General features: G+C 62.6%; 25 protein-coding genes and 5 pseudogenes. 6 read left to right on the forward strand and 24 right to left on the reverse strand.

All coding sequences use genetic code 11. The features are described 5' to 3' along the window. Positions 1-83 precede the first annotated feature (83 nt). The 5 genes from ABE423_RS01720 to ABE423_RS01740 all read right to left on the reverse strand — a co-directional run bounded on the left by ABE423_RS01720 (position 84) and on the right by ABE423_RS01740 (position 4044). The gene (locus ABE423_RS01720; RefSeq protein ID WP_346484728.1) at positions 84-1199 is read right to left on the reverse strand and encodes an alkene reductase; all 1116 of its coding nucleotides are present in this window, start codon (positions 1197-1199) and stop codon (positions 84-86) included. A gap of 207 nt (positions 1200-1406) precedes the next feature. Continuing rightward, entirely contained in the window at positions 1407-2279 is an 873-nt protein-coding gene (locus tag ABE423_RS01725) for an EcsC family protein (protein ID WP_346484730.1), read from the reverse strand. Positions 2280-2437: 158 nt separating this feature from the next. Continuing rightward, on the reverse strand, positions 2438-3010 hold the full coding sequence (gene orn / locus ABE423_RS01730) for an oligoribonuclease (protein WP_107431636.1): 573 nt from the start codon (positions 3008-3010) through the stop codon (positions 2438-2440). Between the two features lie 74 nt (positions 3011-3084). Beyond that, on the reverse strand, positions 3085-3609 hold the full coding sequence (tadA, locus tag ABE423_RS01735) for a tRNA adenosine(34) deaminase TadA (protein WP_032129512.1): 525 nt from the start codon (positions 3607-3609) through the stop codon (positions 3085-3087). 75 nt (positions 3610-3684) lie between these two features. Then, on the reverse strand, positions 3685-4044 hold the full coding sequence (locus tag ABE423_RS01740; RefSeq protein ID WP_346484733.1) for a helix-turn-helix domain-containing protein: 360 nt from the start codon (positions 4042-4044) through the stop codon (positions 3685-3687). A gap of 78 nt (positions 4045-4122) precedes the next feature. Here ABE423_RS01740 and ABE423_RS01745 point away from each other — a divergent pair, with 78 nt between their 5' ends. The 3 genes from ABE423_RS01745 to ABE423_RS01755 all read left to right on the forward strand — a co-directional run bounded on the left by ABE423_RS01745 (position 4123) and on the right by ABE423_RS01755 (position 5661). After that, on the forward strand, positions 4123-4890 hold the full coding sequence (locus ABE423_RS01745) for an NAD(P)H-dependent oxidoreductase (protein WP_346484735.1): 768 nt from the start codon (positions 4123-4125) through the stop codon (positions 4888-4890). A gap of 68 nt (positions 4891-4958) precedes the next feature. Next, entirely contained in the window at positions 4959-5396 is a 438-nt protein-coding gene (locus tag ABE423_RS01750; protein WP_346484737.1) for an acetyltransferase, read from the forward strand. A 58-nt stretch (positions 5397-5454) separates the two neighbouring features. Beyond that, positions 5455-5661, forward strand: coding sequence for a hypothetical protein (locus ABE423_RS01755; protein WP_346484738.1), 207 nt, complete (start codon positions 5455-5457; stop codon positions 5659-5661). Between the two features lie 22 nt (positions 5662-5683). Here the strand turns inward: ABE423_RS01755 and ABE423_RS01760 are convergent, their stop codons facing one another. Then, positions 5684-6181 carry an N-acetyltransferase gene (locus tag ABE423_RS01760; protein WP_346484740.1) on the reverse strand — a complete coding sequence of 166 codons (498 nt, stop codon included), beginning with the start codon at positions 6179-6181 and terminating at the stop codon, positions 5684-5686. A gap of 252 nt (positions 6182-6433) precedes the next feature. On the opposite strand from ABE423_RS01760, the gene ABE423_RS01765 reads away from it, so the two are divergent. From ABE423_RS01765 to ABE423_RS01775, 3 genes are read left to right on the forward strand one after another with little or no spacing between them, the layout of a single operon-like run. Next, on the forward strand, positions 6434-7105 hold the full coding sequence (locus tag ABE423_RS01765; protein WP_346484742.1) for a hypothetical protein: 672 nt from the start codon (positions 6434-6436) through the stop codon (positions 7103-7105). Positions 7106-7148: 43 nt separating this feature from the next. Further along, complete coding sequence (locus tag ABE423_RS01770) at positions 7149-7802, forward strand: hypothetical protein (protein ID WP_346484744.1); 654 nt, start codon at positions 7149-7151, stop codon at positions 7800-7802. Further along, positions 7799-9124, forward strand: a complete 1326-nt coding sequence (locus ABE423_RS01775) for an XVIPCD domain-containing protein (RefSeq protein WP_346484746.1) — start codon at positions 7799-7801, stop codon at positions 9122-9124. Before ABE423_RS01770 ends, ABE423_RS01775 begins: the two co-directional genes overlap by 4 nt. Positions 9125-9178: 54 nt before the next feature. Here ABE423_RS01775 and ABE423_RS01780 read toward each other — a convergent pair whose 3' ends face one another. From ABE423_RS01780 to virB11, 18 genes and pseudogenes are all read right to left on the reverse strand, one after another. Further along, the gene (locus tag ABE423_RS01780; RefSeq protein ID WP_232528018.1) at positions 9179-10033 is read right to left on the reverse strand and encodes a hypothetical protein; all 855 of its coding nucleotides are present in this window, start codon (positions 10031-10033) and stop codon (positions 9179-9181) included. Positions 10034-10550: 517 nt separating this feature from the next. Then, complete coding sequence (locus tag ABE423_RS01785; protein ID WP_182266331.1) at positions 10551-11558, reverse strand: XVIPCD domain-containing protein; 1008 nt, start codon at positions 11556-11558, stop codon at positions 10551-10553. 57 nt (positions 11559-11615) lie between these two features. Beyond that, positions 11616-12152, reverse strand: coding sequence for a hypothetical protein (locus tag ABE423_RS01790; RefSeq protein WP_032129521.1), 537 nt, complete (start codon positions 12150-12152; stop codon positions 11616-11618). 415 nt (positions 12153-12567) lie between these two features. Next, positions 12568-12693: pseudogene (locus ABE423_RS01795) on the reverse strand (type VI secretion protein); the annotation flags it as partial. A gap of 85 nt (positions 12694-12778) precedes the next feature. Beyond that, positions 12779-13309: a DUF4189 domain-containing protein gene (locus tag ABE423_RS01800; RefSeq protein ID WP_321210794.1), complete on the reverse strand. Its 531-nt coding sequence runs from the start codon at positions 13307-13309 to the stop codon at positions 12779-12781. 171 nt (positions 13310-13480) lie between these two features. Then, positions 13481-13768: pseudogene (locus tag ABE423_RS01805) on the reverse strand (type VI secretion protein); the annotation flags it as partial. 877 nt (positions 13769-14645) lie between these two features. Further along, positions 14646-14751 (reverse strand): annotated as a pseudogene (locus ABE423_RS01810) (conjugal transfer protein TrbL); the annotation flags it as partial. A gap of 253 nt (positions 14752-15004) precedes the next feature. Then, positions 15005-15517 (reverse strand): DUF4189 domain-containing protein, encoded by a 513-nt coding sequence (locus ABE423_RS01815; protein ID WP_182266333.1) that lies wholly within the window; start codon positions 15515-15517, stop codon positions 15005-15007. Positions 15518-15575: 58 nt separating this feature from the next. Next, positions 15576-16316: pseudogene (locus ABE423_RS01820) on the reverse strand (type IV secretion system protein); the annotation flags it as partial. A 50-nt stretch (positions 16317-16366) separates the two neighbouring features. After that, positions 16367-16903, reverse strand: coding sequence for a DUF4189 domain-containing protein (locus tag ABE423_RS01825; protein ID WP_223276932.1), 537 nt, complete (start codon positions 16901-16903; stop codon positions 16367-16369). Positions 16904-17600: 697 nt separating this feature from the next. Next, positions 17601-18116, reverse strand: a complete 516-nt coding sequence (locus ABE423_RS01830) for a DUF4189 domain-containing protein (protein WP_182267872.1) — start codon at positions 18114-18116, stop codon at positions 17601-17603. A 32-nt stretch (positions 18117-18148) separates the two neighbouring features. Next, positions 18149-19312, reverse strand: coding sequence for a type IV secretion system protein (locus ABE423_RS01835; RefSeq protein WP_346484750.1), 1164 nt, complete (start codon positions 19310-19312; stop codon positions 18149-18151). A 79-nt stretch (positions 19313-19391) separates the two neighbouring features. Beyond that, positions 19392-20189: a hypothetical protein gene (locus ABE423_RS01840; protein ID WP_049398226.1), complete on the reverse strand. Its 798-nt coding sequence runs from the start codon at positions 20187-20189 to the stop codon at positions 19392-19394. Positions 20190-20248: 59 nt separating this feature from the next. Next, a complete protein-coding gene (locus ABE423_RS01845) occupies positions 20249-22687 on the reverse strand; it encodes a VirB4 family type IV secretion/conjugal transfer ATPase (RefSeq protein ID WP_346484752.1) in 2439 nt (812 codons plus the stop codon). 81 nt (positions 22688-22768) lie between these two features. Further along, a complete protein-coding gene (locus tag ABE423_RS01850; RefSeq protein ID WP_006374695.1) occupies positions 22769-23077 on the reverse strand; it encodes a VirB3 family type IV secretion system protein in 309 nt (102 codons plus the stop codon). Beyond that, positions 23070-23480, reverse strand: a complete 411-nt coding sequence (locus ABE423_RS01855) for a TrbC/VirB2 family protein (protein ID WP_006374697.1) — start codon at positions 23478-23480, stop codon at positions 23070-23072. Before ABE423_RS01855 ends, ABE423_RS01850 begins: the two co-directional genes overlap by 8 nt. Positions 23481-24060: 580 nt before the next feature. Continuing rightward, a pseudogene (locus ABE423_RS01860) lies at positions 24061-24525 on the reverse strand (lytic transglycosylase domain-containing protein); the annotation flags it as partial. A gap of 15 nt (positions 24526-24540) precedes the next feature. After that, a complete protein-coding gene (virB11, locus tag ABE423_RS01865) occupies positions 24541-25584 on the reverse strand; it encodes a P-type DNA transfer ATPase VirB11 (protein ID WP_049398229.1) in 1044 nt (347 codons plus the stop codon). Between the last annotated feature and the right edge of the window lie 11 nt (positions 25585-25595).

The raw sequence follows: 25595 nt of genomic DNA on the forward strand, positions 1-25595 counted from the left end.
CCCTCCCGGCGGCCCCGCGCCCGCCACTACCCGGCCCCGCGCCCCGTGGTCGGGCCGGCCGCGGGCCGGCAACCTCCCCAGGATCAGGCGGCGACGCTTTCTTCCAGCGTCGCGTAATCGGTGAACCCGACCGCACCACCGCCGAAGAACGTCGCCCGATCAGGCGGGTTCAATTCCGCCCCCAGACGCAGGCGCTCCGGCAGGTCCGGGTTGGCGATGAACGGGCGACCGAAGCCGATCAGGTCGGCCCACCCTTCAGTCAGTGCCTGCTCGGCGCGCTCGGCGGTGTACTTGCCGGCGTAGATCAGGGTGCCCGGGTAGACCATGCGCAGCGCCTGCTTGAACGCCACCGGCATCAGCGGTGCGTCATCCCAGTCGGCCTCGGCGATGTGCAGGTAGCCCACGCCCAGCTCGCCCAGCAGGTGTGCCGCGGCCAGGTAGGTAGCCTGCGGCGTATCGTCCACCGCGCCCTGCAGCGTCGTCAGCGGCGCCAGGCGCACGCCCACACGATCACCGCCCGCCACCGCGGTCACCGCCTGCACGACCTCGCGCAGGAAACGCAGCCGGTTCTGCAGCGAGCCGCCATAGCCGTCGCTGCGCTGGTTGGCCTGCGAGTCGATGAACTGGTTGATCAGGTAGCCATTGGCTCCGTGCAGCTCAACGCCATCGAAGCCGGCGGCCAGCGCATTGCGGGTGGCCTGCGCGTAGTCGGCGATGATGCCCGGAATCTCGGCCTCGGCCAGCGCGCGCGGCATCGAGTGCTGGATCATCTCGCCCACGCCCGCTTCCGGGCCTGCGCCGGTGGGGTCGACAAACACCTTCACGCCCTCGGCCAGCAGCGCCGACGACGACACCGGCGCGGCACCACCGGGCTGCAGGGCCACGTGCGAGACCCGACCCACATGCCACAGCTGGGCGTAGATGCGGCCACCAGCGGCGTGCACGGCGTCGGTCACCTGGCGCCAGCCCTGAACCTGCTCCGGGTTGTGGATGCCCGGGGTCCAGGCATAGCCCTGGCCCTGCGGGCTGATCTGGGTACCTTCGCTGACGATCAGGCCGGCGCTGGCCCGCTGCGCGTAATAGGCAGCCATCTCGGCAGTGGCAACGTTGCCGCCTGCGGCGCGCGAGCGGGTCATCGGCGGCATCACGATACGGTTGGGCAGGGTCAAGGCGCCCAGGCGGTGGGGGGTGAACAACATGGCGGCGATCTCTTGCGGGGGGAGTGCCGCAAAGGATGGGGATGCCGGCTGCCACGCAACAGGCATGCGCTGGCAAAACAATTGTTCCCCCGAGGCAAGGATGGCCGGCCGAGGGTCAGAGCCCCTTCCTGCGGAACGGGATCCGACCCTGCGCGCAACCGGGGTCGGATCCCTTTGCAACGCAAAGGGCTCTGACCCCGAAGCCGGTTACAGCGTGGGCTCGATCAACGCCCCGCCATGCGCCACGCGGTCATAACAGGTGCGCACCACGTCTTCGCCGTACTTGATCTCCAGCCGGCGCACGATGAAGTGGCCGCGCGCCATGTCCTGGTAGTAGTCGGTGAACATGGTGTTCAACGTCGCACCGGCGGCCGCACCCACGATCGGCACCGCCTGCGCGGCGAATTTCTCGGTGACCACCACGCCGAAGCGCGCGGCCACCTTCTCCACCATCTTCGCCAGCAGCTTGCCGGCTTCCTTCGGCGCCACGCCCAGGGTGAGGTCGCGGCCGGTCACCACGCGCCCGGCCAACTCGGCCGACAGGTGGCGCATCACATCAGTGGTGAAGCCACGGGCCAGGTAGTAACCGGTCTCGCTGGCGTCATCGCGCGGCGAGTTGCCGCCCAGCGCGAACACCTCCAGGCAGGCCTGGCGTGTGCTGAACTCGGACAGGTCGAAGCCCTCGCTACGGGCCACGTCGGCTACCGCACGCATCATGATGGTGGTCGATACCGGCAGCTCGATGAACAGCGCGGCAAAACCAAAGCCGCCACCCACCGCACCGGAGGTCGCTGCCGCCAGCTTGTGCCAGCGGGTGGATGCCCCCTTGCCGGGCGTGTTGTCCATGCTCCACAGCGCCGCCTGCGCCGACTTGAACAGTGCTGCCTGCACCGCACCGTGGATGCGGCCGGAGAACGCCTTGGGCAGCGCCTTCACCGCAAACTCCAGCGGCGTGCCGACCAGATTGGCCATGCGCGCGGTCAGGGTCGGCGCTTCCAGCAGGGCCACCGCCCGCTGCAGGTCAGACCAGTCGCGGGCGTCGTGGGCAATGTCGCGGGGAAGCAGGATGGGCTCGTTCATGGCGCTGATCTTAGCGCCGGATAGTTGAACGGTTCGTCGCGGGGATCAGGGCCCTTTCCGCTGGAAAGGGAACCGCCCCCGGCGCCTTGCCGGCCAGCGGCCGGCACTACCAGTTCGCGTGTCACCCGGTAGCGCCGGGCCATGCCCGGCGTCGTTGTTCAGGCAACCGGCAGCCCCGACAGCGCGCCCATGAACTGGCGGTAGTGACGCAGCTCGGCGATGGAGTCATGCACATCGCTCAGCGCGGTGTGGTTGCTGTTCTTGCCAACGCCAGCGGCCACGGTCGGCGCCCAGCGCTTGGCCAGCTCCTTCACCGTGGACACGTCCAGGTTGCGGTAGTGGAAGTACTTCTCCAGGCGCGGCATCTGGCGGTGCAGGAAGCGGCGGTCCTGGCAGATGGAGTTGCCGCACATCGGCGAGAGGCCGGCCGGGATCCACTGCGCCAGGAAATTCACCGTCTGCGCTTCAGCTTGGGCAAGGGTCACCGTGCTGTCCACCACACGCTGCCACAGGCCCGAACGGCGGTGCTGGTTGCGGTTCCACTCGTCCATCGCTTCCAGCGTTTCCAGCGGATGGTGGATGGCGAATTCCGGACCTTCGGCCAGCACGTTGAGCTGGGCGTCAGTGACTACGGTGGCGATCTCGATGATCGAATCGTTGTCGGTATCCAACCCGGTCATTTCCAGGTCGATCCAGATCAGTCGTTCGTTGGCCGCGCCGTTGTCCGCCATGTGTCGCCTCGTTGCTGGGCAGGCGCGCGGCCTACCGGTGATGGAAAGAGGCGCCCATCATACCCGTTCGCCCCTCAGCCCTCGCTGGCGTGGTCTTCCAGCAACAGCGGCGGCTTGCCACGCTTGGCGCGGAAGTAGTTGGTCAGGCGCATGCTGGCTTCCTTGGCCAGTACCCCACCGTGGATCTCCACCCGGTGGTTGTGGCGGGCATCGCCAATGAGGTCGAACACGCTGCCGCAGGCACCAGTCTTGGGGTCGCTGGCACCGTAGACCAACCGTGCAACGCGCGCGTGCACGATCGCCATTGCGCACATCGCACACGGCTCCAGGGTCACATACAGCGTGCTGCCAAGCAGGCGATGGTTCGCCAGCAATTTTCCGCCCGCCCGCATGGCCACGATCTCGGCGTGTGCGCTGGGGTCATGCGAGGCGATGTTGAGGTTCCAGCCCTCGCCCAGCAGTTGGCCGTCGGCACCGACCAGCACTGCACCCACCGGGATCTCGTCGAACTCGCGTTGTGCGCGCTCGGCCAGCGCCAGCGCGTGGCGCATCCAGTGTTCGTCGGTGTCGTGCACCGGCACACCCAGGGCGTCGGTCATGGCGGTTCTCGCGTGTCTGCAGGGCCAGGATGGCCGCCGGGGCCGCATTGTACGCCCGCAGCCGTGCAGGCGCCGCTAGCGCGCGTCGAAGCGCTCGCGGGCAGCGTCCAGCGCCGGGAAATTGTGCTCGGCCCAACGGTCCAACGCGGTCAGGGTGTCTACCAGACTGCGCGCAACCTCGGTCAACCGGTACTCCACGTGCAGTGGCTTGCCGCCCAGATCGCAGCGCTCGATCAGGCCGTTGCGCACCAGCTGCCGCAGGGTCTGGGTCAGCACCTTCTGCGAGATGCCTTCGATCTTCCGCAGCAGCGCACCATTGCGTTGCGGGCCCTCGGCCAATGCCGGCAGCAGCAGCATCACCCACTTGCCGGAGATCAGTGCCAGCGCATCGCGCGCCGAGCAGTCGGCGGCATAGACATCACCGGGAAAGGCCATGGTTACCTCAAAGTGCGTAATTGCCGGGGCATGCCGGCATCGCGAGGATGGTCGCACACTCCACGAACACCTCGCCCCATGCGCGCCCTGATCCTGCTGGCCCACCCCGAACCCCGTTCCTTCAATGCCCACCTGGCCATGCAGGCGGCCGAGCAGCTGCGGCACGACCATCTGCAGGTGGACATGGTCGACCTGTATGCAGAAGGCTTCGATCCGCTGGAAGCGGCCTGGCACCATCCACGGCGCCTGCAGCCCGAGCGCTTCGATGCCCAGCGCGAACAACGCTACAGCGCCGAACACGACCAGTTGCCCGCCGATGTGCGGCATCACCTGCAGCTGCTGCAGGCCGCGGACCTGGTGATCCTGCAGTTCCCACTGTGGTGGTTTGCGGCGCCGGCCATCCTCAAGGGCTGGCTGGACCGCGTGCTGGTCTACGGGCCGATGTACAACAGCCGGCAACGCCACGAGCGCGGCGTGATGCAGGGCAAGCGTGCGTTGCTGAGCGTCACCACCGGCTCTTCGGCGCGGGCGTGCGCGGTCGATGGCCGCGAAGGCGATACCCGGCTGTTGCTGTGGCCGTTGATGTACAGCCTGCGCTACGTCGGCTTCGAGGTGATGGAGCCGCATATGGTGCACGGCGTGCGCTCAGGGCTTGCAGCGGAACGCGTGCAGGCCCACGACGAAGCATTGGTTGCAGCCACCCTTTCCTACCGCGAGCGACTGTCGCGATGGCGGCAGTGGCCGACCGTGCCCTTCAACAACAGTGAGGACTTCGAGGATGGTGTGGCGCTGCGCGCGGAAGCGACTGCCTACATTCCCTTCATCCGCCATCGCAACGCCGGATGAACCCGCACCTGCAGGCACGGCCGGAAAGCTTCACAATGCGTATTCCTGTCAAGCACCTTGGTGAACACATGACCACCCTCCGTCCCTCTCGCGCCGACGACGGCGCCGCCCTTGTCGATCTCTGGCGCCGCGCCGTCGACGCCACCCACGACTTCCTCAGTACCGAAGACCGCCAGGCCATCGATGCCGAAGTGGCCGCTTTCCTGCCGCAGGCGCCGATGACCGTCGCCGTCAATGCACAGGACCAGCCGCAGGGATTCATGCTGATCGATGGCACCCACATGGAAGCGCTGTTCATCGATCCGGACGTGCGCGGGACCGGTATCGGCCGTCAACTGCTGCAGCACGCACTGGCCCAGCATCCGCAGCTGAGCACCGACGTCAACGCACAGAACGCGCAGGCCGTAGGTTTCTACCTGCGCATGGGCTTTGTCGAAACCGGTCGTTCGCCGCTGGATTCGCAGGGCCGCCCGTATCCGCTGATCCACCTTCGGCATAAGGCCTGACATCCGTTGGCAGCAGCTGCGTGCTAGCGTGGCTGCTTTCGATCAAGGAATGCCGTACATGGATGGTGCAAAAGCCCTGTTGACCCTGTTTGCGCTGGGCATCAGCCTGGTCTGGATCCTGGTGCCGTTCGCCATCTTCGCCGTGCGCAACCTGCTGCGTGAGGTACTGGTCGAGCAGCGTCGTACCAATGAAATTCTCGAGCATATCGGCGGCTACCGCATTCCGAAACCGCAACCCGAACCGACCGTCTGGCGCGCGCCCTGAGCGGGCGCACGCCCGCCGTGGCTCAGGCTGTCGCCTCGAAGGCCGGTGAGTACTGCACCTCGCCCTGAGCCAGCGGAGGCTGCAGGCAAAACGCCTGGAAGTACTCCGCCGGCACGCCCGGCAACACCAGGCCCGGCTCGGCACGGAAGCCGAAGCGCCCGTAATAGGCCGGCTCGCCCAGCAATACACAGCCATGCGCACCCTGCTGACGCAGTGCTTCAAGTGCGGCGCGCATCAGGGCCGCACCGATGCCCTGCCCCTGCCACGCGGGCACTACCGAGATCGGGCCCAGACCAAACCAGCCCGTGCTGCCATCGCTGACCGTCACCGGCGACAGGGCAATGTGACCGACCACCTGGCCCTGAGTTTCGGCGACCAGCGAAATGCTCAACTCCCCGCGGGTGCGCAGGGCGTCGACGATGAACTGCTCGGTGTGGCTGCTGTGCAGGGCTTCGCGGAAGGCGGCCTCGGTGAGTGCATGGATGGCGGCGTGGTCGGCCGTGGTTTCGGTGCGGATCATGCAGTTCAAGAGAACGCCTTTGATAATGTGATGAATGCGTGAATTATTGATTTAGGTCGCAGATTCAACCGCGAGCAGCCCCTGCCAGCAAGGCCAACGCGACGCCCGAATCCCCTGTGCTGCAATCGATTCGCCGGAATACACCGCATCGGGCGCGTCAAAAAGCCGTCGCGGCGGTGGCGCAGCGTTCCTGACACGCTCCATAATCGAGAAACCTGTCACCCAGGAAGGATATATGGACATGGACGCACGATGCAGGATCAGGCCATGGGAGTAGCGCTCCCTGAAAGGAAAAGGCAGCCGCTGCTGGCGTTGCTCGCCCTTATCCCACTGGCCGCATGCTCGCCCTATGCTGATGCCGAGCGCGACGTCGCCGCTGGTGGGCGCGGCCTGGCCAAACTCAACCCATCACCGCAGCAAGGCTACGAGCTGGTGCTGACACTGAAGGATGCCCCCGGTCCCTTCGCGGTGGTCGAGGGCGTTGCCCAGTACGACGTCAGCAACCACAAGGACTGCGGCCGGGTCCTGAGGGCGACCGGTACCGCCAGCCGTATTACCAGCCAGGAGCTCGTCACGCTGCGCAAGGTCGGTGAGAACGAGTACCGCGGTACGTTCTACCTCGACCGCATGCAGGACGAGGATTACTACGGGCGTGGTGTCTGCCATTGGGCGCTGACGGGAGTCGGTGCGATGTTGCGCGCTACGACCGGCGAGGCGGATACGCGATTCCTGACGTTCATCGACAAGGAGCGCATGGACGCGGGGAGCCGGGTGACGCGGCACTACCCACGCGCCGACTACCCCCGAATCGAAGAGATCATCGGATACGGAGCGAGCGGCGAGGAAGATCCTTCCAGCTATCGTGCCGATCTGCGCGACGCGCTGTTCTCGACCACCACCACTGTGCAGAAACTCGCGCCATGAGCCGCCAGTTCAACCATCCATCTACCCCCAAAGGAGGCCGACATTGCGCCACAAGATGATCCCGTGCCTTGCTCTGCTTCTATTGACCGCCTGCAATCCGGAGACCGCCATGAACCAGGAACGTGCCGCTGCTGAAGCCGATGTCGCCCAGGGTGGGCGTGGCCTCGCCAAGCTCAACCCCAGCCCGCGCAAGGCCTATGAACTGGTACTGCGCCTGAAGGATGCACCCGGTGAGTTCGCGGTGGTTGAAGGTGTCGCGCAGTACGACGTGACCAACGAAGACCAGTGCGGGCACATCGAACCGGCCACCGGTACCGCCGCACGCATCACCAGCCAGGAGCCGGTGGAGCTGCGCAAGGTCGCCGACGGCGAGTACCGCGGCACGCTGTATGTGGACCGCATGCTGGATGAGGACTACTACGGCCGCGGCGTGTGCAAGTGGGAGTTCAGCGGCGCAGGGGCGATGCTGAAGGCAACGGGTGCTGAAGGCGAAACGCGCTTCCTGACCTTCGTCGAGGCCAAGCCACTGACCGAAGGTAGCGCGCATACGCTCTACTACCCGGACGCGGCCTATCCGCGGGCACCGCTTGCTGCCAACTATCCGGCCACGGGCAAGACCAATCCTACAGACTACGTAGCCGAGCTGCGGGGCAAGCTGTTCACCATGAGCCTCAGCGCCAGTGAGGTCACCCAATGACCATCACCTCTCAGGACTACGCCGCACTTTCCGATGACGCCTATAAGGATCGTGCAGTCGGGCGACGGGCTCCGGGCCAGGAAGAGAAAGTCACGCTCAACGGACACGAGTACAAAGTACTTGAGCATGTCGACAATCGACTCAACGGCTACCAAGGCACCATTTACCAACGCACCGACACCAACGAGATCGTCGTCGCTCATCGCGGCACCGAACAGATTGCTCGTGATGCAATCCTCACCGACGGAGGCATGGTCGTTGCCCGCACCAATGTGCAGGCCCCCGATGCCATCGCCCTGACCAAAAGCGCGCTGGACTACGCGAAGCAGGAAGCTGCATTTGGAGGCCGCGCGCCTCAGGTCACCGTCACAGGCCACTCCCTCGGCGGCGCCCTGGCCCAGATCACCTCGCACCACTTCAACGTCAAGGGCGAGACCTTCAATGCCTACGGCGCGGTCAGCCTCAGCTACCGTATCCCGGAAGGCGGCAACACCATGATCAACCACGTCATGGCCTCCGATCCGGTCAGCGCTGCCTCGCCGCACTTTGGCCAGGTCCGCATCTACGCCAAGCCCGACGAGATCAAGACGCTCGCGGCAAACGGCTTCAGCAATCACGCCCTGCGTGATCTGATTCCAGACCGTCCGATCATCGCGGCCACCAGCTCATTCGGCGCGCACAAACTGGGCAACTTCCTCAACGAAGGCTCGGTGCTGAAGCACCCGGAAACGCAGAAACTGGCGAAAGACAACGCCAAGATGATCGAGGAGTACCGCGACGACGTGGAATCACTGCGTCGTGGCGTCACCCGCGCGGCACGCGGCATCCCGGGCGGCGCCATCGATCTGTACGACCACATCCGCGGCCCGCTGCAGCCCGGTGAGCCGGCCCGTCGCGAGGCGGAGAAGAACGGCCATCACACCAGCATGCTGCGCATGGACGATGCCAATCACCTGGGCAACCCGCTGTTCAACGACGCTATCCGTGGCGTGCATGCGCAGGACGTTCGCGTCGGCCGCGTGCCGGATGTGATGAGTACGCAGTTGGCCGGTAGCCTGGCGGCGGAGATGCACGCTGCAGGCGGCAAGCGCATCGACGAGGTGGTGATGAATGCCGATGCTTCGCGCAGCTTCGCGGTGCAGGGCCAGGGCGGCGACCCGGCGCATCTGCGCGTGTCGGTGGACACGGCCGTGGCGATGAACACCCCGCTGGAGCAGAGCAGCCAGCGCATTGATCAGCAAGCCGCGGGACAGCGCCTGGCACAGGACCGCGATCAACAACTGGAACAACAGCAGAACCAGACCCGCAGCATGCAGGCCTGATGAACAGCGCGGGAGCCGGTCAATCCGGCTCCCGCGTCACTTCGGCCCTCTGCCTCAGGGGCTTGAGGCCGCGACCGGCGCGGACGCACTGGCGATCACGAACAGATCCGGCCCGGAATCCGGGAAGCCACCACAGGCGCGATCACCCGGCGCTACCGGATCACAGGGCCACTGCGCCCGCGCGACCTTTTCGCGCAGCTCGAAGCGATCCCCAGTCCAGACCACGAAGGCCAGGTGCTCGCGGTTCCAGTCACTGTAGGCACGCGGACCGCCCTTCTGCGCTGCCTCCGGGTACTGCACGAACCACCGCATGGCCGGGCCGTACTGCAGCTTGCTGTGGTCCAAGCTGATCCGGCCGTCGCGCGACAGCTGCCGCGCACGATCGGCCTCCGTCACCTGGGGCATGGCCGGCATGGCATCGGCGGTCACATCCCTCGGCGCGGCGTCCCCGCGAACCTGGTACACACGCTGGGCCACATAGGCCTCGCGGCAGTCACCCGCTGGCACACGTACCGGCTCCGCGCCGTACTCATCGCGGTTGGCGACCCGGTCGCTGCAGGTGAACGGTGCCGACACCAGGTAGAACGTGCTGTCGGCGTCGCGTCCTTCCAGCGAGCGCACCCAGATGTCGCCCATCCGCGCGATGAAGTCCGGGCGCTGGCCGTAGCCCGGCACCGCCTTGAACCAAACCTTCTGTTGCACCTCACGCTCGCGCCAGCTGCGCGGCAGGTGGATGTCCTGCTGGGGCAGCGCGACCAGCAGCGCGGCCAGATGCGCCGGCATCGTGCCCTGGCAGGCGCCGATCAGCAGCTCGCCCTGGGCCGCCAGCCGCCCAGCCAGATCCACCGGGCAGCGGGCACCAAGCGCACGCTCGGTCGCCTGCTCGGGCGGCAACGGCGCGATGACCAAGGCGGGTGGCGCGGGAGCTACCGCCGGGACGGCTGGCTCGACGACAGCAGGCGGTGCAGCGACAGGCGCCGCCGCTGCGGATGCAACGGGCACAGGCGTCGGGTCTGCAGCCGGCGCCGGCTGCGCGTCCACCACTGGTGTCGCAGGAGGTGTCACGGCAGCCGGTACATCGGGAGCCGGCACCGCGACAATGGTTTCGGTGGCCATGGGCGCTGCAACAGGTGCCATCCCTGCAGGCGCGTCAACGATCGCCTCGGCGGCGATGGGCGCCTCCACGACGGGCGCCGATGTCTCCTGAGCCTGAGCCTGTGCCGACGCTGCGGCAAGTCCAAGTGACAGCAGCCAGAGCGGCGGCAGGCGGCGCGCGGATGCATCGCAGCGGGCAGCGACGTGCCGGGCATTCGAGGGAACGATTCGCATGTGGTGTCCTTCCGAGTGGGTTTCCATGTCGGCGCCACAGGGCGCCACGCGTCGTACGTAAAGCGCCGGCGGATCCCCTGCCCGCCGGCATCAGGTGTTACAGGGATCGAGAACGCTGCTCCTGCTCGCGGGCGAGCGCGGCCGCCGGGTCCTGCTGGGCGACACTGGCAGCCAACTGCTGGCTGCTCTGCGCCAGCGGCTGCTGGGCGGCCTGCTCCCGGTCAACGGACGCACGCAGCATCGCCGGATCTCCCAGCGTGCCCTGCACCGCAAACAGCGTGCGCCCGTCGTTGCCCGCCAGCAGATGATCGATACGCGACAGGCCGGCCTTCTGCGCGCTCAACGCCAGCGCGCCGGCGGCGTTGTCCAGTTCCTGTTCACTGCGCAGTCCGCTCTGCACCCCCATCTGCTGCAGGTGCTGGCGTGCCCCCTGGAACAGGGCGTGTCCCGGCTCGCCCGGCTGCGACATGTCGCGCAGGGTGGCCTGCTGCGCCGGCGCCCCTACTTCGCCCCGCTCCAGCCGCGCCATCACATCAGGCGTCAGCTTCTGCTGCCACGCATCGAATCGCTGCTGGCGGGCCTCGATGCCGTTAAGGCCACCATTGATCGCGCGCGTCGCTTCGCGCACATCCTCGCGCGCCGCCTCCGGCACGCGCGTTTGCCACTGCCACACCGCAATACGGCCCGCATGCTCAGGCTGCGCGGCCAGTTCCGGTTGATTCACCAGATCCAGATCCAGCGCCTTGCCGGCACGCTCGTAATTCTCTTTGCCGACCAGCGGCAGATAGCCGCGACCGTGATACTTCAATGCGTCGCCGGGCGCATCATTGCCCATGCGCCCGCCGTACATCAGCTCGGCCAGATTCTCCGGACGGCCGCGCAACGCGTCCTGGCGGGCGTCCTCAAGCGCGCCATTGCCATTGCGCCACGCCGCTTCCACCGGGATCTGCGAGATACCCCGGGTGAAGTTGAAACTTTCATTGAGCCGGCTCAGGCCACGGGACTCGTGCCCGGCCTGCGCCATGAAGTTGGCCAGTTCCCGGGACGAGGTGATGCCGGCCTCCGTGGCCTGCCGCAGCAACTGCGACTCTCTATCCTGCGACACGGTGAAACTCCTGCTCGATCATCGTTGGGTACTCCCGCCTCCTCACAGGCATGGCACTCAGGGCAAGCTCACGTCGGCGACAACGGACGGATCGAAATCCTCGAACCGCACCCGACCAAGTTCGGCCGCCGAGAAATCGCGTGTATGACTGGCCTCGGTCTCGGTGTCGACCACCCTGCGCTGCACGCCATGCACCCAACAGGCCTCGTCGGCCGGAACGTAGCGGAACGTGTAGATGCTGCTCCAGCGCTCACGGCTCCCGCCGTTGGTGATCACACTGAACGCGCCATCCTCGATGGTCACGTACGCGAAGGGGTCGCCGGCAATGCCCCCACGGGTGGAGCACGGCACCAGCTTGTCGTTGCGCGCGGCCAACTGCCATCGGCCCGCGGCGTCACCCAGCAGCAGCAACAACACCCGGTTGGGACCGTGCTCGCCGGGCACCAAGCCGTCGGGTGCCGGTTGATCGATCACCAGCAACTGGTCGTCGATCCCGTTGCCGGTGAGATCGCCGCGTACCGCCTCCAGCAGGTTCGCGCCGGACGGAACGAACGCCAAGGCATTGTCCATGTGTACGCCACTCCCCTTCTGCATCCCCTGCGACTCCTTCAATCCTGACTTTCCAGTACCCGCGCGACGACCGGGAAACCATGCGCTGCGCTGCAGGCTCCGGTTTCCACCATGGCGGATGATAGCCCCGGCCCTGCGGCGTCTGCGATGGTCGCAATCAACATCCGCATCGTGGGTCGTCAGAGTCCTCATGGACGGAAAAGCTCCTGCGTTCGATGGCACCGATGCGTCGGGATTTTGACGCGCACGCAGCTTACTTCGAGGAGGCGGGGCTCGTCGAAGGGAGCTTGGGATGAAAAGCGCACTTGATCACAGAAAAAGCGCAGTTAACGTGAATGGTGGCTTATCCGAAAAACAGATCCGCGGTGGATGGCGCCGGGGATGCATCGCCTCCCGCAGCCCCGCCGGCCTGAGGTTGCGCGGAAAGCGTGCGCTGCTTATCGCGCCCGAACATGCCCATGCTGGTGGCAACGGCCACAATCAACGCTGCCCGCGCCATGTTGGTTACCAGGACCATCATCGAGTCGCGGCTGCAGCCTGTACCGATTCGATAGCCTTGCAACACTTCTCCACAGCGCAGTAAAAGAACATTTGCCCACTAGGACCGTCGCGCCACTCGATCTCGGCGGGATGTCACGGCAACCATGAGACTAGAACGACTCAAAGATCGGCTCAGAACAATCTGTATATAGAACTTTGCACTGCCCACCACCGATGTCCGCGCAATGGGACAAAACTCGATTTGTAGCCTCCTCCTTGGAGCCTGCAACCGAATAGGAGACGCGCCCCTTACTCCCCCTCTCGGGATCAGCATATGCAACGCACTGGTTCTTATAGGTAGTTCCGACTTTGCAATCTCTAGCGCCATGGGTCGCGCAACGGGAAAGCGCCTCGGACACAGCTTCCTGCTTTGAACGCCTTCCGACTGATGCCCCCATATCGCCCGTGCTTACTGCGGTTGCAATAGCTCCCCAGGTTTTGATCCAGCGGCCTGTCGCGACCGGACCACTGGACCCCGCAGCGCCTCCATTGGAGCCCGGTATTGGCGCACATCCACCAACCCCCTGTCCGCCAATCGGATACTGTCCGGGCGGGCAGCGCCCCTCCGCTTGGACATCTGCTGTCACAAGCAAGAACAAAGCAGAGCAAATCCAAAAGAGGGAGATCACAATGCGCTTCACGTTAACTCTCCAATACGCCTGAAATCACTGTCTACCAGGATGAGCAGCTCGCTGGCCAGTTTCCGCAATCCTTGTTGCATCCGACTGCGGCAATGTCATGCAGCTTGTTGACTGATTACTGTAGTCACCGGCGTCTGCAGTACGCCCCTTCTCCGGCTTATCCGGCGAGTAGTAGCTACCCGGCGGCTGCCCACTCGGGCCCGGCGCCTGCGCAACAGGGCTGCCACCTATCTGCGAATATGCCATGAAGCTACCCAAGGTGCCCTGGAAGAACATGGCCGCCATTGGGGGCGCAGTCAGAATCAGGGTCGTCAGGATCAATCCCATGCCGCCCTACTGCATCGCCTGACTGGTCATGCCGTCGCTGGACGCGCCCATCAGCGGGAACTTGTTCACCAGCGGGGTCACCCCGAACGACGCAGACACGCGAATCACCATACCTATGGCCAGCGATTCCAACCCCAAAGGCAAAGTCGATGTCTTAGGCGGAAGTGAGAAATAGAAATAGCCCGCTTCTCAGCAGGCCACCTCTAAAACAAATAAGAAGAACCTCGGCGTGCAACAAAGCTCACCCAACGCGAGGATTCCATCAGCGGAAAGGCTTAAACTCAGACATGCTGCACGCAGAGTAGATAACGGTACAACTGCGCCCCTTACCCTCGGATTCACAACGGCGCACTGATTCCGCCTTCGCATCCTCTTCATTAGGTGATCGATACGCCACGGTTGTCACATCGGCCAGGGGTATTGAGCCAATCACCGGGCCGGCTAGCGCGGCGCATTGATTGTGGTACTCAAGAATAACTTTACACTTCTGCCCCCCCATGCGCTGACATTCAGAGAGCGCGAGAGACCTGGCTTCTCTCTTTGATTTTTTGACCTCTGCCACACCAATCGCCAAATTCTGGCCTACTTGATGGTCTGCATCTTGCGCCAAAGCACCCCACCGGGTTTCCCACTTGCCAGTTGGCGTGGGGCCATTGCTCTCACCACCAATTTGACCGCCCGGAATTGGCGCACAACCTCCTACGCCCTGCCCTCCCACCGGGTACTGACCTGGGGGGCACCGCCCTTCTGCCAACGCCACATTAGAAATAACGAGCAGCAAAAGCACGACAATGCACTTCATACTTACACCTCTATCAATCGACACTGTCATTTCACGCTAGGCACCAGCCTGCCCATATTTTCCAGTATCTTGCTTGATCTCACCTGATCGCCCAATACCGTAACCAGAAGTCGCGCCGTGGCAGGAACTGACCGATGAAGCACTGGAATGATCCTTTGTCTGGGCCGGCGAATAGTAGCTACCCGGCGCCTGCGCAACCGGGCTGCCACCTATCTGCGAATGTGCCATGAAGCTACCCAAGGTACCCTGGAAGAACATGGCCGCCATTGGGGATAGTCAGAATAGTGTTCGTCAGGATCAAGCCCACGCCCCCCCCTTCTGCGCCGCGCAGCGTCATCCGCAATGCTCTTCGCCAAAGTCCTCATCGACGGGAAAGCGCCTGCGATTGAGGGCCAGATGCGTCAGCATTTTTGACGCGCACGCAGCCCACTTCTTCGGGCATGGGACCGAACTCCCGAATTCAGCTTCGAGAGTTCATTTCATGATGGCCCCAGCCACTCTGATCCCTCTACCAAAGTGCGATAGGTGTTGGACGTCGGATGTGTCAACCCAGCTCCATAGAGCAATCAGAACTCTTGGAAGATTGGCTCACTGCAATCCGTGTACTTGATCGTGCACTGCCCACCGCCGTGAGCAGCACAGTACTTCAGAACCTCAGTGGAAGCGGCCTCTCTCGTTGGACCACCGGCCATTGAAATCAATCCTTTAGAGCCCGGAGCCGGATCCGCATAAGCGACGCACTGGTTTTTATACGTTATCCCTACAGAGCAATCTTTCGCACCATATGTCGCACAGCGGGACTGAGCCTCAGCGACGGCCTCGGCCTTTGATCTCTTTCCAACCGAAGCTCCCACATCACCGGTCACAACAGATCGGGATATGGCTCCCCAGGTCTTGATCCACTTACCTATCGCACGCGGCCCGGAACTCCCCTCACCCTGAGAGGCTGGAATCGGGGCACAGCCACCCGCACCCTGCCCGCCAATCGGATACTGACCTGGCGGGCAGCGCCCCTCCCCATATGCAACTAGTGGGGCAAGGAACAGGAGAATCAGCAATAGAAAATTATTCATTCTCATAAGAAACCACTCGACAGCAGATCAAGAATTTGCGCCAACTTCCCGGCGACGCATCAAGTTAACGATTCACCCCGCGAAGGCCCGTGTCGTGAATCGTTGGCGCTGAGTTCTGTGGCAAGGTCATGCGAGCTGTCCCGGCAGCCGCATCCTGACCCGCCGTCGGAGCGTCAGTACTGTTAGAGGGCTTCGGAGGAGCGTAATAGCTCCCTGCCGGTTGGCCATTCGGACCAGGCGACACAGCCCCAGCACTGCCACCTATCTGCGAATATGCCATGAAGCTACCCAAGGTGCCCTGGAAGAACATGGCCGCCATTGGGGGCGCAGTCAGAATCAGGGTCGTCAGGACGCCCTGCTGCATCACCTGACTGGTCATGCCGTCGCTGGACGCGCCCATCAGCGGAAACTTGTTCACCAGCGCTGTCACCCAGAACGAGGCGGACACGCGAATCACCATCTCCAGTGCGATCGACACCATTGCCGCCAGCACCGCCAACATGGTTCCGATGCCATAGAACAACCATCGCTGGAACAACTGCTTGGTCTGGTCGAACAGAAGGCAAAGAATGAACAACGGCCCGAATCCGATGAACAACGCTATTGCTACTTCGTAGCGCAGAAGCATTGAACCCGCAGTTACCGCTGGACCGCCGGTGCCGAGGCCGATGAACCAAATGGCCCGGGTCTTGTCTTCCTGCAATCCAGGGTCATTCAGAATCTTGATGCCATCAATACTGGACAGCGCCACCTGCATCCAAGCCAGACTCTTGTCGATCTGCTCTTCCGGTGCCTGGTCTTTTCCGGCTAATCAGGCATTTCTACGTTTTCAGCCAGAAACTCATAAGCGCAACCTCAGAAGCTCTCAAACTCAGGCTCGGTGCATCCAGAATAAATCACTTTACAGCCATCGCTCCCCTGTTTTAAGCACGCATCCACAGCCATCTTACTCGCAGCATCAACAGATGCCGCACGCGCAAACGTGGAGCCACCAAATCTTGCATCACTGGGGGATACGAATGCTGCGCATTGATTATTGAACTCCAATACCACCCTGCAATCCGTAGCCCCCCGCTGTGCGCAATTAGCAAGGGACTCCGAAGCCGCATCCCTCTTCTTTCGCTTACCGAGAGCCACGCCGACATCGCCCCCCTTCGCTAAAGCGATGGCCCCCCAAGTCTTGATCCAACGCCCTGTCGCAACAGGCGACGCTTGGCCTGCTCCAGTGGTACCACCTGGGATGGGAGCACAGCCGCCGACTCCCTGACCGCCAATTGGATACTGACCAGGAGGACACCTACCTTCTGCATTGGCCGTCTGTGGCAATTGGCAGGCAATGATTCCCACACCCAGCAGGAGTACTACACCTGAATAGACACGAATTGACTTCATTTCCGGCCTCTAGTTCGAAGCTAAGCCTTTACGACCAGTATCAGAATTGCCTGACCCAACTGTGGAGTTGCTGCCAGTGACTACGACATTGCTCCCAACTGAAGTCGATCCACCCGATTGACTGCCACCGCTCGTCGACGGCTTGTCCGGCGTGTAATAACTACCCGACGGCTGCCCGCTCGGACCCGGCGCCTGCGCAACAGGGCTGCCACCTATCTGCGAATATGCCATGAAGCTACCCAAGGTGCCCTGGAAGAACATGGCCGCCATTGGGGATAGTCGGAATAGTGTCCGTCAGGATCAAGCCCACGCCCCCCCTTCTGCGCCGCGCAGCGTGACCCGCAATGCTCGTCGCCAAAGTCCTCATCGACGGAAAAGCGCCTGCGCTTGAGGGCCAGATGCATCAGCATTTTTGACGCGCACGCAGCCTACTTCCAGGAGGTGTTGCTCGTCGAACGGGACTTGGCTTGTTCACCAGCGCCTTTGTTCAGAACGAATCCGACGCCAAAATTACCATGTCCCAGACGAGGGAAACCCCATACAACTGCACTCAGGTGATTAGTGAAGACACCTAACCCTACCAACTAGATCAGCTGCTCCAGCTCGCCGACAAATGAGATGGCCTGCTTTTCGGCAGGCCATCTCCATCATGCAAAGGCCCATTCAAGAATCTCACCTGTGATTCGACTGACATAGCTCAGAAAGATTCAAATATTGGCTCAGCACAATCCGTGTACAACACCTTGCATTGCCCTCCACCGTTCTTCGCACAGTAGGAGAGAACCCGACTGGTCGCCTCCTCTCTTGAGCCGGCGACTGAAATAGAAACTATTCCCTTACTGCTCGGCTCAGGGTCAGCATATGCGACGCACTGGTTCTTGTACGTTGTATCGATCTTGCAGTCTTTCGCTCCATGTGTCGCGCACCGAGCAAGCGCTTCTGAGACAGCCTCTCGCTTGGAACGCCTTCCAACGGAAGCCCCCATATCGCCCGTGCTTGCCGCCCCCGCAATAGCCCCCCAAGTCTTGATCCAACGCCCAGTAGCAATGGGGCCGCTCTGGACGCCACCGGTACCAGAGCCCGGAATAGGTGCGCATCCACCTACGCCCTGACCACCAATGGGGTACTGCCCTGGCGGACAACGCCCTTCCGCTCTCGCCTCACCCGTCACAAACAAACATAGGAGCAAGCCGACAAGAATGAGAGGAAACATGTATTTCACACTTCTACTCCGTACGCATGGGGCTATTGATTGCCGGGATGTGCAGCTCTGAGACCGGTTTCGGCAACCCTGGAGGATTCCGACGACGGAAGGGTTGAACGTGCGGTCGCATGTCGATCATGCGCACCACTGTCCTGGCCGGACTGCCCCTTCTCCGGAGCGGCCGGCGTGTAGTAACTACCCGGCGGCTGCCCACTCGGGCCCGGCGCCTGCGCAACCGGGCTGCCACCTATCTGCGAATATGCCATGAAGCTACCCAAGGTGCCCTGGAAGAACATGGCCGCCATTGGGGGCGCAGTCAGAATCAGGGTCGTCAGGATCAATCCCATGCCGCCCTGCTGCATCGCCTGACTGGTCATGCCGTCGCTGGACGCTCCCATCAGCGGGAACTTGTTCACCAGCGCTGTCACCCAGAACGAGGCGGACACGCGAATTACCATGTCCAGTGCGATTGACACCATTGCCGCCAGCACCGCCATCGAGAACATGGTTCCGATGCCATAGAACAACCATCGCTGGAACAACTGCTTGGTCTGGTCGAACAGAAGGCAAAGAATGAACAACGGCCCGAATCCGATGAACAACGCCATTGCTACTTCGTAGAGCAGAAGCATTGAACCCGCAGTCACCGCTGGACCGCCGGTGCCGAGGCCGATGAACCACATGGCCCGGGTCTTGTCTTCCTGCAATCCAGGGTCATTCAGAATCTTGATGCCATCAATGCTGGACAGCGCCACCTGCATCCAAGCCAGACTCTTGTCGATCTGCTCTTCCGGCTTCTGATCCTTGCCAGTGACAACATGGGTGATCAGCCCCTTCACGTCCTCGGTCAGGAACTCATGAAGATCGCGCCCGAACATGCCCATGCTGGTGGCAACGGCAACAATCAACGCTGCGCGCGCCATGTTGGTTACCAGGACCATCATCGAATCGCGGCTGCGGCCTGTAACGATTCGATAGCCTTGGATCAGCACCCACAAGGTCATGAGGGTCAGCGCGATGCCGCCCACCCACGCCATCATGTTGTCCATCAGGTCGAAGCCGAACTTGCCGATCCTGTCCCGCAGGTAGTCCAGGATCAGCTTGAAGAACACGAAATCGCCAATCGACTGGACACGCGCGACGTGCCCCATCAGATCCTGGAATCCGCCCGAAAAATCAAAGTTGGCAATCGACCTGATCGTCATACCCACATTCCCTTGGTAATACTGCAATCACATGAGGGGCGACGCAGACGCGCGCACCCTTGGTGCTCCATTCCATGCATCAGTCGATGGACAGCGCTGCCTTCAGCGCCGCCGTCTTGACCAGATCACTGGCAATGGTCTTCATCGGGTCGCCCTTCAGCGCTGCCTGTGCAACGACCTTCTGATTGGCTTCCATCACCTCGATGTAGGCATCGTAGGCCTTCTGCTGTGCCTCGAAGGACTTTGCCTTGGCTGCCATGTCGTTCGCGGTGCGCAACGTGTCGTTCTGCGTTGCGTTGACGTTGCCGAGCAGATTGCTGACATTTCGCTGCTTCTCGATTGCATCGAGGCTATCGAAGAACGACGGCATCGTCTTGAGCATGAAGTCCACCGCATCGTTGTACTTGCGGTTCTGCATCATCCGGATGTTCACGCAGATCTGTTGCTGCTGATCTTTCCAATCGCCCTTGAAATTGAAAACGACCCGGGTCGCGAGAGTCTTCAGGTCGGTGCCGATTCCGCAGGTCTCGGCAACCAGATAATTGGGTGGCACCGGCGTCAGCGGGGCGGAATCCGGCAACCCGAAGGAATTCACGATGCCCTGGATCTGGACCATCGTCTCCTGGTACTCCTTGATCGTCTGCGCCCAGTCCCGTGCCCACTGGGTGTTCTCCTTGACGAACTGGTACTTCTCCTGGAAACGGGCCTGGTACGTATTGATCTGATTGAGGATGTGCTGCCACAGTGCAGGACCCGTTTCCTGCACCGGGCCGATGGCGCCCGCATTGGTCGCTGAGAGGGCCAAGGCAACGCCGAGCACCTTGGCCATCGGCTTGAGTACCTTGCGGGCGCTGGCCCGACGCTTGACGTTGTTCATGGGAAAACTCCTGTTGTTCTGATTGACGTCCACTTGCCTGTCTCCTGCTCGCACGGCCGTCAGGCCGCGTCGGACCGGGGTTCCTTTCCCGATCCCTTCCGGTTCTTGTAGAAATCTTCCAGCCACTGCTCCGGGCTGAGCTCGTCTACAGTGACGCGATTGCGGACCGCGGCCGTCTGCAGGACCCGATGCATGACATCGATGTTGTCGGTCGAAGCTGAGATCACCGACAGGATGTCGTCCATGCCGCGCAGGTTGAGCTGGCACACGCTGGAGGCATGGCCCTGCTTGACCAGGAAGCAGCGCGAGCGCTCGTCCAATGCGGTCACCACCCTGAACTCGGCCTCGGTCAGCTTCAGGCCGTCCATATAGTCGCTCTTGCTGGCATTCGGGTTCGGCAGCAGGATCAGGGTAGCGGTCTGCTCGATCAGGGCAGCGGAGATATCACTCTTCAGCGCGTCCTCCGGGCTCTGCGTTGCGAAGATGCCGAGACCGTTCTGCTTACGGATGGTCTTCTGCTTGTTCTTCGCGAACTCCTTCAGGCCACCTTCGCCGTCCAGGATCTTCCAGAATTCGTCCATCACATAGATCAGCGGACGACCGTCGATCAGCGACTCCAGGCGGTGCAGCAGGTAATTGATCACCGGCACGCGCACTTCAGGATTGTCGATGATGTCGGTGTAGTCGAAGCCGATGATGTTGGCCTTGCTCAGGTCAACGGTATCGATCGGATTATCGAACACCCAGCCCAGCGAGTTGCCCGAGGTCCAGCGGCGCATGCGCGCGTAGAGGCCATCGTCGCCCATATTGGGCAGGCTCTTCTGGAAGTTGGTCATGCTGCGCAGGTGCATTGGCGTATCGAGCATGCTCTCCACCGCGCGGTAGATATCCTCTTCCTCACGGGCGCTGTACTCGCGCTTGCCGGCCAGCACCTTGATCAGGTCAGCCAGGAACTGCAGGTTGGCTTCATTGTTCTCGCACTGGAACGGGTTGAAGCCAGTCGGCGCGCCGTTCTCCAGGGCCAGATAGTTGCCACCGCAGGCGCGCACGAAGATCTCCGCGCCGCGGTCCTTGTCGAAGAAGAAGATGGTCGGCGACGGCTCGTACTTCTGCACCTGGCTGAGCAGGAAGTTGATCAGCGCGGTTTTACCGGTACCGGACTTGCCGATCACCATGGTATTGGCGATCGCCTTCTCACCCAGCGAATTCTCCGAGGGATGGGTCGCATGGAAATTGAAGTAGTACGGCTGGCCATTGGTGGTCTGCAGCGTGGTGACGCAGTCGCCCCACGGGTTGTTGTGCTGCTTACCGGTGGCGAAGTTGTGCAGCGGCGACAGGCCCAGGAAGTTCAGCGAGCTGACATTGGCCAGGCGTGTGCGATAGCGCCAGTTGCCCGGCAGCTGCGAATAGAACGACGAGGTAACCGCCAGGTCTTCCTTGGTCGATACGAACCCGGCGTTGGACAGCTCGGCGCGGGTCGAGGCGACGTTCTGCGAAAGCTTGGCCTGCGTGTCGCCGTAGACCGCCATGATGAAGTGGTATTCACCCAGCACGAAGTTGCCCGACGACAGCTGATCCATGGCCTGGTCCAGCTCGACGATCTGGCTGACCGCCTTGTCGCCGGAGGAGATCATCATGCCCTTGGTGCGGTCGAGCACCTTCAGCGCGTCCTGGCGCCCCATCGGGCTGAACGAATGGGTGATGACGTATTCGTAGTCGAGGTACTTCAGGCCGTTGAGGATGCCCGGGTAAGTCCCCTCGGCATACTCCTTGATGTTCAGAATGGCGCCGTAGTGATTGGCACCGTTGGGAGTATTGATCGCAAAATCGCCGGTCTTGGCCGAGAACATGTGGCGACTGACCGGCAGGTAATCCTTGATCGGTGCCGACAGCACCGGCACCGGCTCGTCGATGCGATTGATCAGGTAACCGAACAGCTCCAGCGTTTCCGAGAACACCACGCCATTCTTGGCTTCGTACATACCCAGGCGATACGGCGCGTAGTCGCGGATCACGGCCTCGACGTTGCCGGCCATTTCCATCAACTTCTCTACCGCCTGCTCCTGCTCGGCGCGCAGCTTCTCCACGTTCGCCGACTTTTCGACGAAGCGTTTGCCCGCCACCACCGGGCGATAGATCATGGTCAGGTACAGCTCGTTCTGCATGATGCGCTGCGAGGACAGCATGCCCATGTACTGGTCGGAAACGTCCTGGTTGAAGCGCTGCCTGTAGTTGCTCTTGCCCTTCAACGTGCGACGGCGACGGATGTCGTGCACCCAGAAGGCTACGTTGACAAAGTCAGGCGCGCGCAACGTCTGCAGCAGACGGTTGAACGTGTTGTGGCGATGCTCGAGCTCCCACTCCTCTCGGCCGACAAACGGCAGCCCTTCCAGATGCCAGGTCAGCAGGTAGTCGCCGCCCGTGGTCTTGACCACGTTCGGGGCGACATGCGACGACAACGGGATGAACTCACTGATGGAGGTGTCAGGGCTGAACATACGACTGCTTCCAAAGAGGTACTGCCAAGAAGTTTCAAGAGACCTGGCGGGCGCGGATGCCCGCCAGGCCGCATCCGGACCTCAATCCATTCGGGCCGGCTTGTTGCGGTAATGGTTGGGGTTGAGCACCCACATGCCATCGTGCTCCTGCACGTTGCGCACCTTCAGCTTGAACATCAGGCGCAGGCCCAGCAGACGGAAGATCATTTCGTCACGCTTGGCCATGTGCCGCATGATGAAGACCGCCACCGGAATGGTGAGCAGGAACCAGAAGTTCGTGTACATGCTGAGCAGCAACAGCCCGCCTGCCACCATGAAGAATGGCAGGTAGGGAACGCCCAGGAACATCGCTGGACGCGTGCAGCCGCGGAACACGACGTTCTTATGCACTGTAGTACTGGATCACGTGGTTGATCAGGTAGGAGGTGCTGGTGCCACCACCGCACTTGCCGTCGCTGCCATCACCCAGCAGCATGCGCGCGATCTGGCCTGCGGCGCCGATCAGCACGCCACCGATCAGGATCGGGGCGACGTCAGCGATGCGCTTGTGCGCGAAGGCGATCTGGTAACCAGCGAAGATCACCGCGATGGTGACCACGGCGATCGAGGCGATGTTCAGCAGGCCGTTGATGTTGTTGAAGAAGCTGCAGACCTTCTTGTCGGTGCCGCCGAAGTCGGTGGCGCCGTTGGCGAAGACTTGCGGGGCAAACAGTGCGCCGACGAACAGAGTGGCCATCAGCAGGGTCTTCAGCGTGCGCTGGGCCTGGACGAGGTCGAGATTGGATCGCTTCATGGATTGATTTCCTTGTTGATGGACTAACACAACTGAATCGACCAGCCGGGGGACTGGCCGTACCACGACTTCGTCAGAACACGAAGGCCGCATCCCCTGCGGGAATCTGCTGCACCGGTGTGGACTGTGCCGGTGCGTTATATGAACTGCCATTGCCGGCCACTGGCTGATTGCGCTCATTCCAGGGCCGCAACATCACAGGGCCCTCGTTGCTGCCACCTGCAGCACCTGGCAACTGCTGCGGCATGGCCATCGCCTGCGCCGGACCCTGCTGAGGCAGCTGCTGCGGCATGCCAGCGGCCTGTTGCTGCGGATAGGCGGCCCCTTGGGTGTGCTGCGCCTGTGGCTGCATCATCCGGTCCACCGAACCCAGCACTACCTTGGACAGCGCCTGGTCGGCGATGTTCAGCAGGCTGCCCCGCGCCATTGCACCGGTGGACGGATACACGACATACGCACGTGCCGGGTCTTCCGACGGCACGTACACCGGGCCACTCGCCTGCGCAACGATGCGCGCCTGCGCCGGCGAAGCGAGCTGCGGGTGATGCTCGACCTTCACGCTGCGGCGTTCACCGCGACTCACCACGTCGATCGGTGCAACACCATTGCTGGCAAGCTGCTGCCCGCGGCGCATCGAGTCATAGACCTTCTGCACATAGCCATGGCGGAAGCCGGTCTCGAAATTGCCCGAGTAGTAGCAACTGAATGACTTGCCCCAGTCACCACCGGAGCGCTTGTAGCACTCGGCGAGGATCCGAGAACCCGCTTGCAGGTTCGGGCATTGCTGGAAAGCCTTCTCGTAGGAATCCAGGCCGTACTTGCCCAGGTTATAGCGATTGACCTGGGCCAGCCCGATGGAGAAGTTGTAGCCTTTCTCTTCCAGCATCCGAACCGTCGCCAGCGCCTCGTCCAGCGCCTTGGGCTGGCGCACCAGAGCGCCGCCGACTACGCCGATGGCATAAGGGTTGCGTGACGATTCAACGTTGATGACGTGCTGCATCACGTCCATCGACACCGCCATCTCCGGGCACGCCATCATCTCCAGTCCTGGCAGCATCCTTCAGCCCTCCTGCCCCTGGGCACGCCCAGGATTGAAATCGATACCGGTGATGTAGCGCGAACCGGCATGCGCCTTGATATGCACGACGATGTCGATGGTCATCATCAACAGTCGCTTGATCACGTTGAACTCCAGGCCCGAACCTTCGGTGGAGGCCTTCACCATGAGGGCCAACTGGTCCCAGGTCTGCTCCGGACTGCCTGCATGGCAGCTGGTGATCGAACCCGGATGGCCCGATGCGCAGTTGCGGATGAAGTAGAACGCCTCGTCACCGCGCAGCTCGGCCAGGATGATGCGCTCGGGCTTCATGCGCAGGCAGGCTTCCATGCAGCTCTTGGCACTGACATTGCTGGTGCTCTGCCCACCCTTGGAGTACAGCAGGTGCACCACATTGGGTTGGGTCAGAAACAGCTCGCGCGCGTCCTCGATCGTGACCAGGCGTTCGTTGTCCGGAATATGATTGACCAGCGCTTTCATGAAGGTGGTCTTGCCGCTACCGGTCGCACCGGATACCACGATGTTCTTGCGGTACATCACCGCACGCCGGAAGAACTCTGCGTACTCGCGCTGCTGACGCAGCTCCAGCAGCTCGCGATCCTGCTCGCTGATGCTGCCATCGCTTTCCAGGATCTGGTTGAAGAACCCATCTTCGTGATACTGGCTGAGCGACTTGGTGTGCTTGGACGGCAGACGGATGGTGATCGACACCTTGCCTGCATCGCACGCCGGCGGAATCACGAACTGGGCACGCTGGCCGGTGGGAAACGTGAGCGAGACCACCGGATCGGCATCGGTGATGCGCTGGCCGGTGTTGCTCTCGTTCACCACCGCCGTGCAGAACTGCCGGGCCCGCTCGAAGGTCAGGCCCGGCACGTCCACCCGTTGCCACCCTGCCCGGGTTTCCAGGTACAGCTCACCGGGACGGTTGATGCAGATTTCCGTCACCTCCGGCGAGGTCATGTACTCGGCGATGCCCAGCACTTCGTACTGATAGCGCAGGAAATCGCTGGAGACGAGGGCAAGGGGTGACACTTCAGCGTCCATGATCGTTCGTT

The sequence above is a fragment of the Stenotrophomonas sp. TWI1409 genome (assembly GCF_039673015.1).
Taxonomy (GTDB): Bacteria; Pseudomonadota; Gammaproteobacteria; order Xanthomonadales; family Xanthomonadaceae; genus Stenotrophomonas; species Stenotrophomonas maltophilia_A.

Excerpts from the sequence above, each read along its gene's own strand:
- ABE423_RS01720 (WP_346484728.1), bottom strand. The coding sequence starts at position 1,199 with ATGTTGTTCACCCCCCACCGCCTGGGCGCCTTGACCCTGCCCAACCGT.
- ABE423_RS01725 (WP_346484730.1), bottom strand. The coding sequence starts at position 2,279 with ATGAACGAGCCCATCCTGCTTCCCCGCGACATTGCCCACGACGCCCGC.
- orn (WP_107431636.1), bottom strand. The coding sequence starts at position 3,010 with ATGGCGGACAACGGCGCGGCCAACGAACGACTGATCTGGATCGACCTG.
- tadA (WP_032129512.1), bottom strand. The coding sequence starts at position 3,609 with ATGACCGACGCCCTGGGTGTGCCGGTGCACGACACCGACGAACACTGG.
- ABE423_RS01740 (WP_346484733.1), bottom strand. The coding sequence starts at position 4,044 with ATGGCCTTTCCCGGTGATGTCTATGCCGCCGACTGCTCGGCGCGCGAT.
- ABE423_RS01745 (WP_346484735.1), top strand. The coding sequence starts at position 4,123 with ATGCGCGCCCTGATCCTGCTGGCCCACCCCGAACCCCGTTCCTTCAAT.
- ABE423_RS01750 (WP_346484737.1), top strand. The coding sequence starts at position 4,959 with ATGACCACCCTCCGTCCCTCTCGCGCCGACGACGGCGCCGCCCTTGTC.
- ABE423_RS01755 (WP_346484738.1), top strand. The coding sequence starts at position 5,455 with ATGGATGGTGCAAAAGCCCTGTTGACCCTGTTTGCGCTGGGCATCAGC.
- ABE423_RS01760 (WP_346484740.1), bottom strand. The coding sequence starts at position 6,181 with ATGATCCGCACCGAAACCACGGCCGACCACGCCGCCATCCATGCACTC.
- ABE423_RS01765 (WP_346484742.1), top strand. The coding sequence starts at position 6,434 with ATGCAGGATCAGGCCATGGGAGTAGCGCTCCCTGAAAGGAAAAGGCAG.
- ABE423_RS01775 (WP_346484746.1), top strand. The coding sequence starts at position 7,799 with ATGACCATCACCTCTCAGGACTACGCCGCACTTTCCGATGACGCCTAT.
- ABE423_RS01790 (WP_032129521.1), bottom strand. The coding sequence starts at position 12,152 with ATGCAGAAGGGGAGTGGCGTACACATGGACAATGCCTTGGCGTTCGTT.
- ABE423_RS01815 (WP_182266333.1), bottom strand. The coding sequence starts at position 15,517 with ATGAGAATGAATAATTTTCTATTGCTGATTCTCCTGTTCCTTGCCCCA.
- ABE423_RS01825 (WP_223276932.1), bottom strand. The coding sequence starts at position 16,903 with ATGAAGTCAATTCGTGTCTATTCAGGTGTAGTACTCCTGCTGGGTGTG.
- ABE423_RS01830 (WP_182267872.1), bottom strand. The coding sequence starts at position 18,116 with ATGTTTCCTCTCATTCTTGTCGGCTTGCTCCTATGTTTGTTTGTGACG.
- ABE423_RS01835 (WP_346484750.1), bottom strand. The coding sequence starts at position 19,312 with ATGACGATCAGGTCGATTGCCAACTTTGATTTTTCGGGCGGATTCCAG.
- ABE423_RS01840 (WP_049398226.1), bottom strand. The coding sequence starts at position 20,189 with ATGAACAACGTCAAGCGTCGGGCCAGCGCCCGCAAGGTACTCAAGCCG.
- ABE423_RS01845 (WP_346484752.1), bottom strand. The coding sequence starts at position 22,687 with ATGTTCAGCCCTGACACCTCCATCAGTGAGTTCATCCCGTTGTCGTCG.
- ABE423_RS01855 (WP_006374697.1), bottom strand. The coding sequence starts at position 23,480 with ATGAAGCGATCCAATCTCGACCTCGTCCAGGCCCAGCGCACGCTGAAG.
- virB11 (WP_049398229.1), bottom strand. The coding sequence starts at position 25,584 with ATGGACGCTGAAGTGTCACCCCTTGCCCTCGTCTCCAGCGATTTCCTG.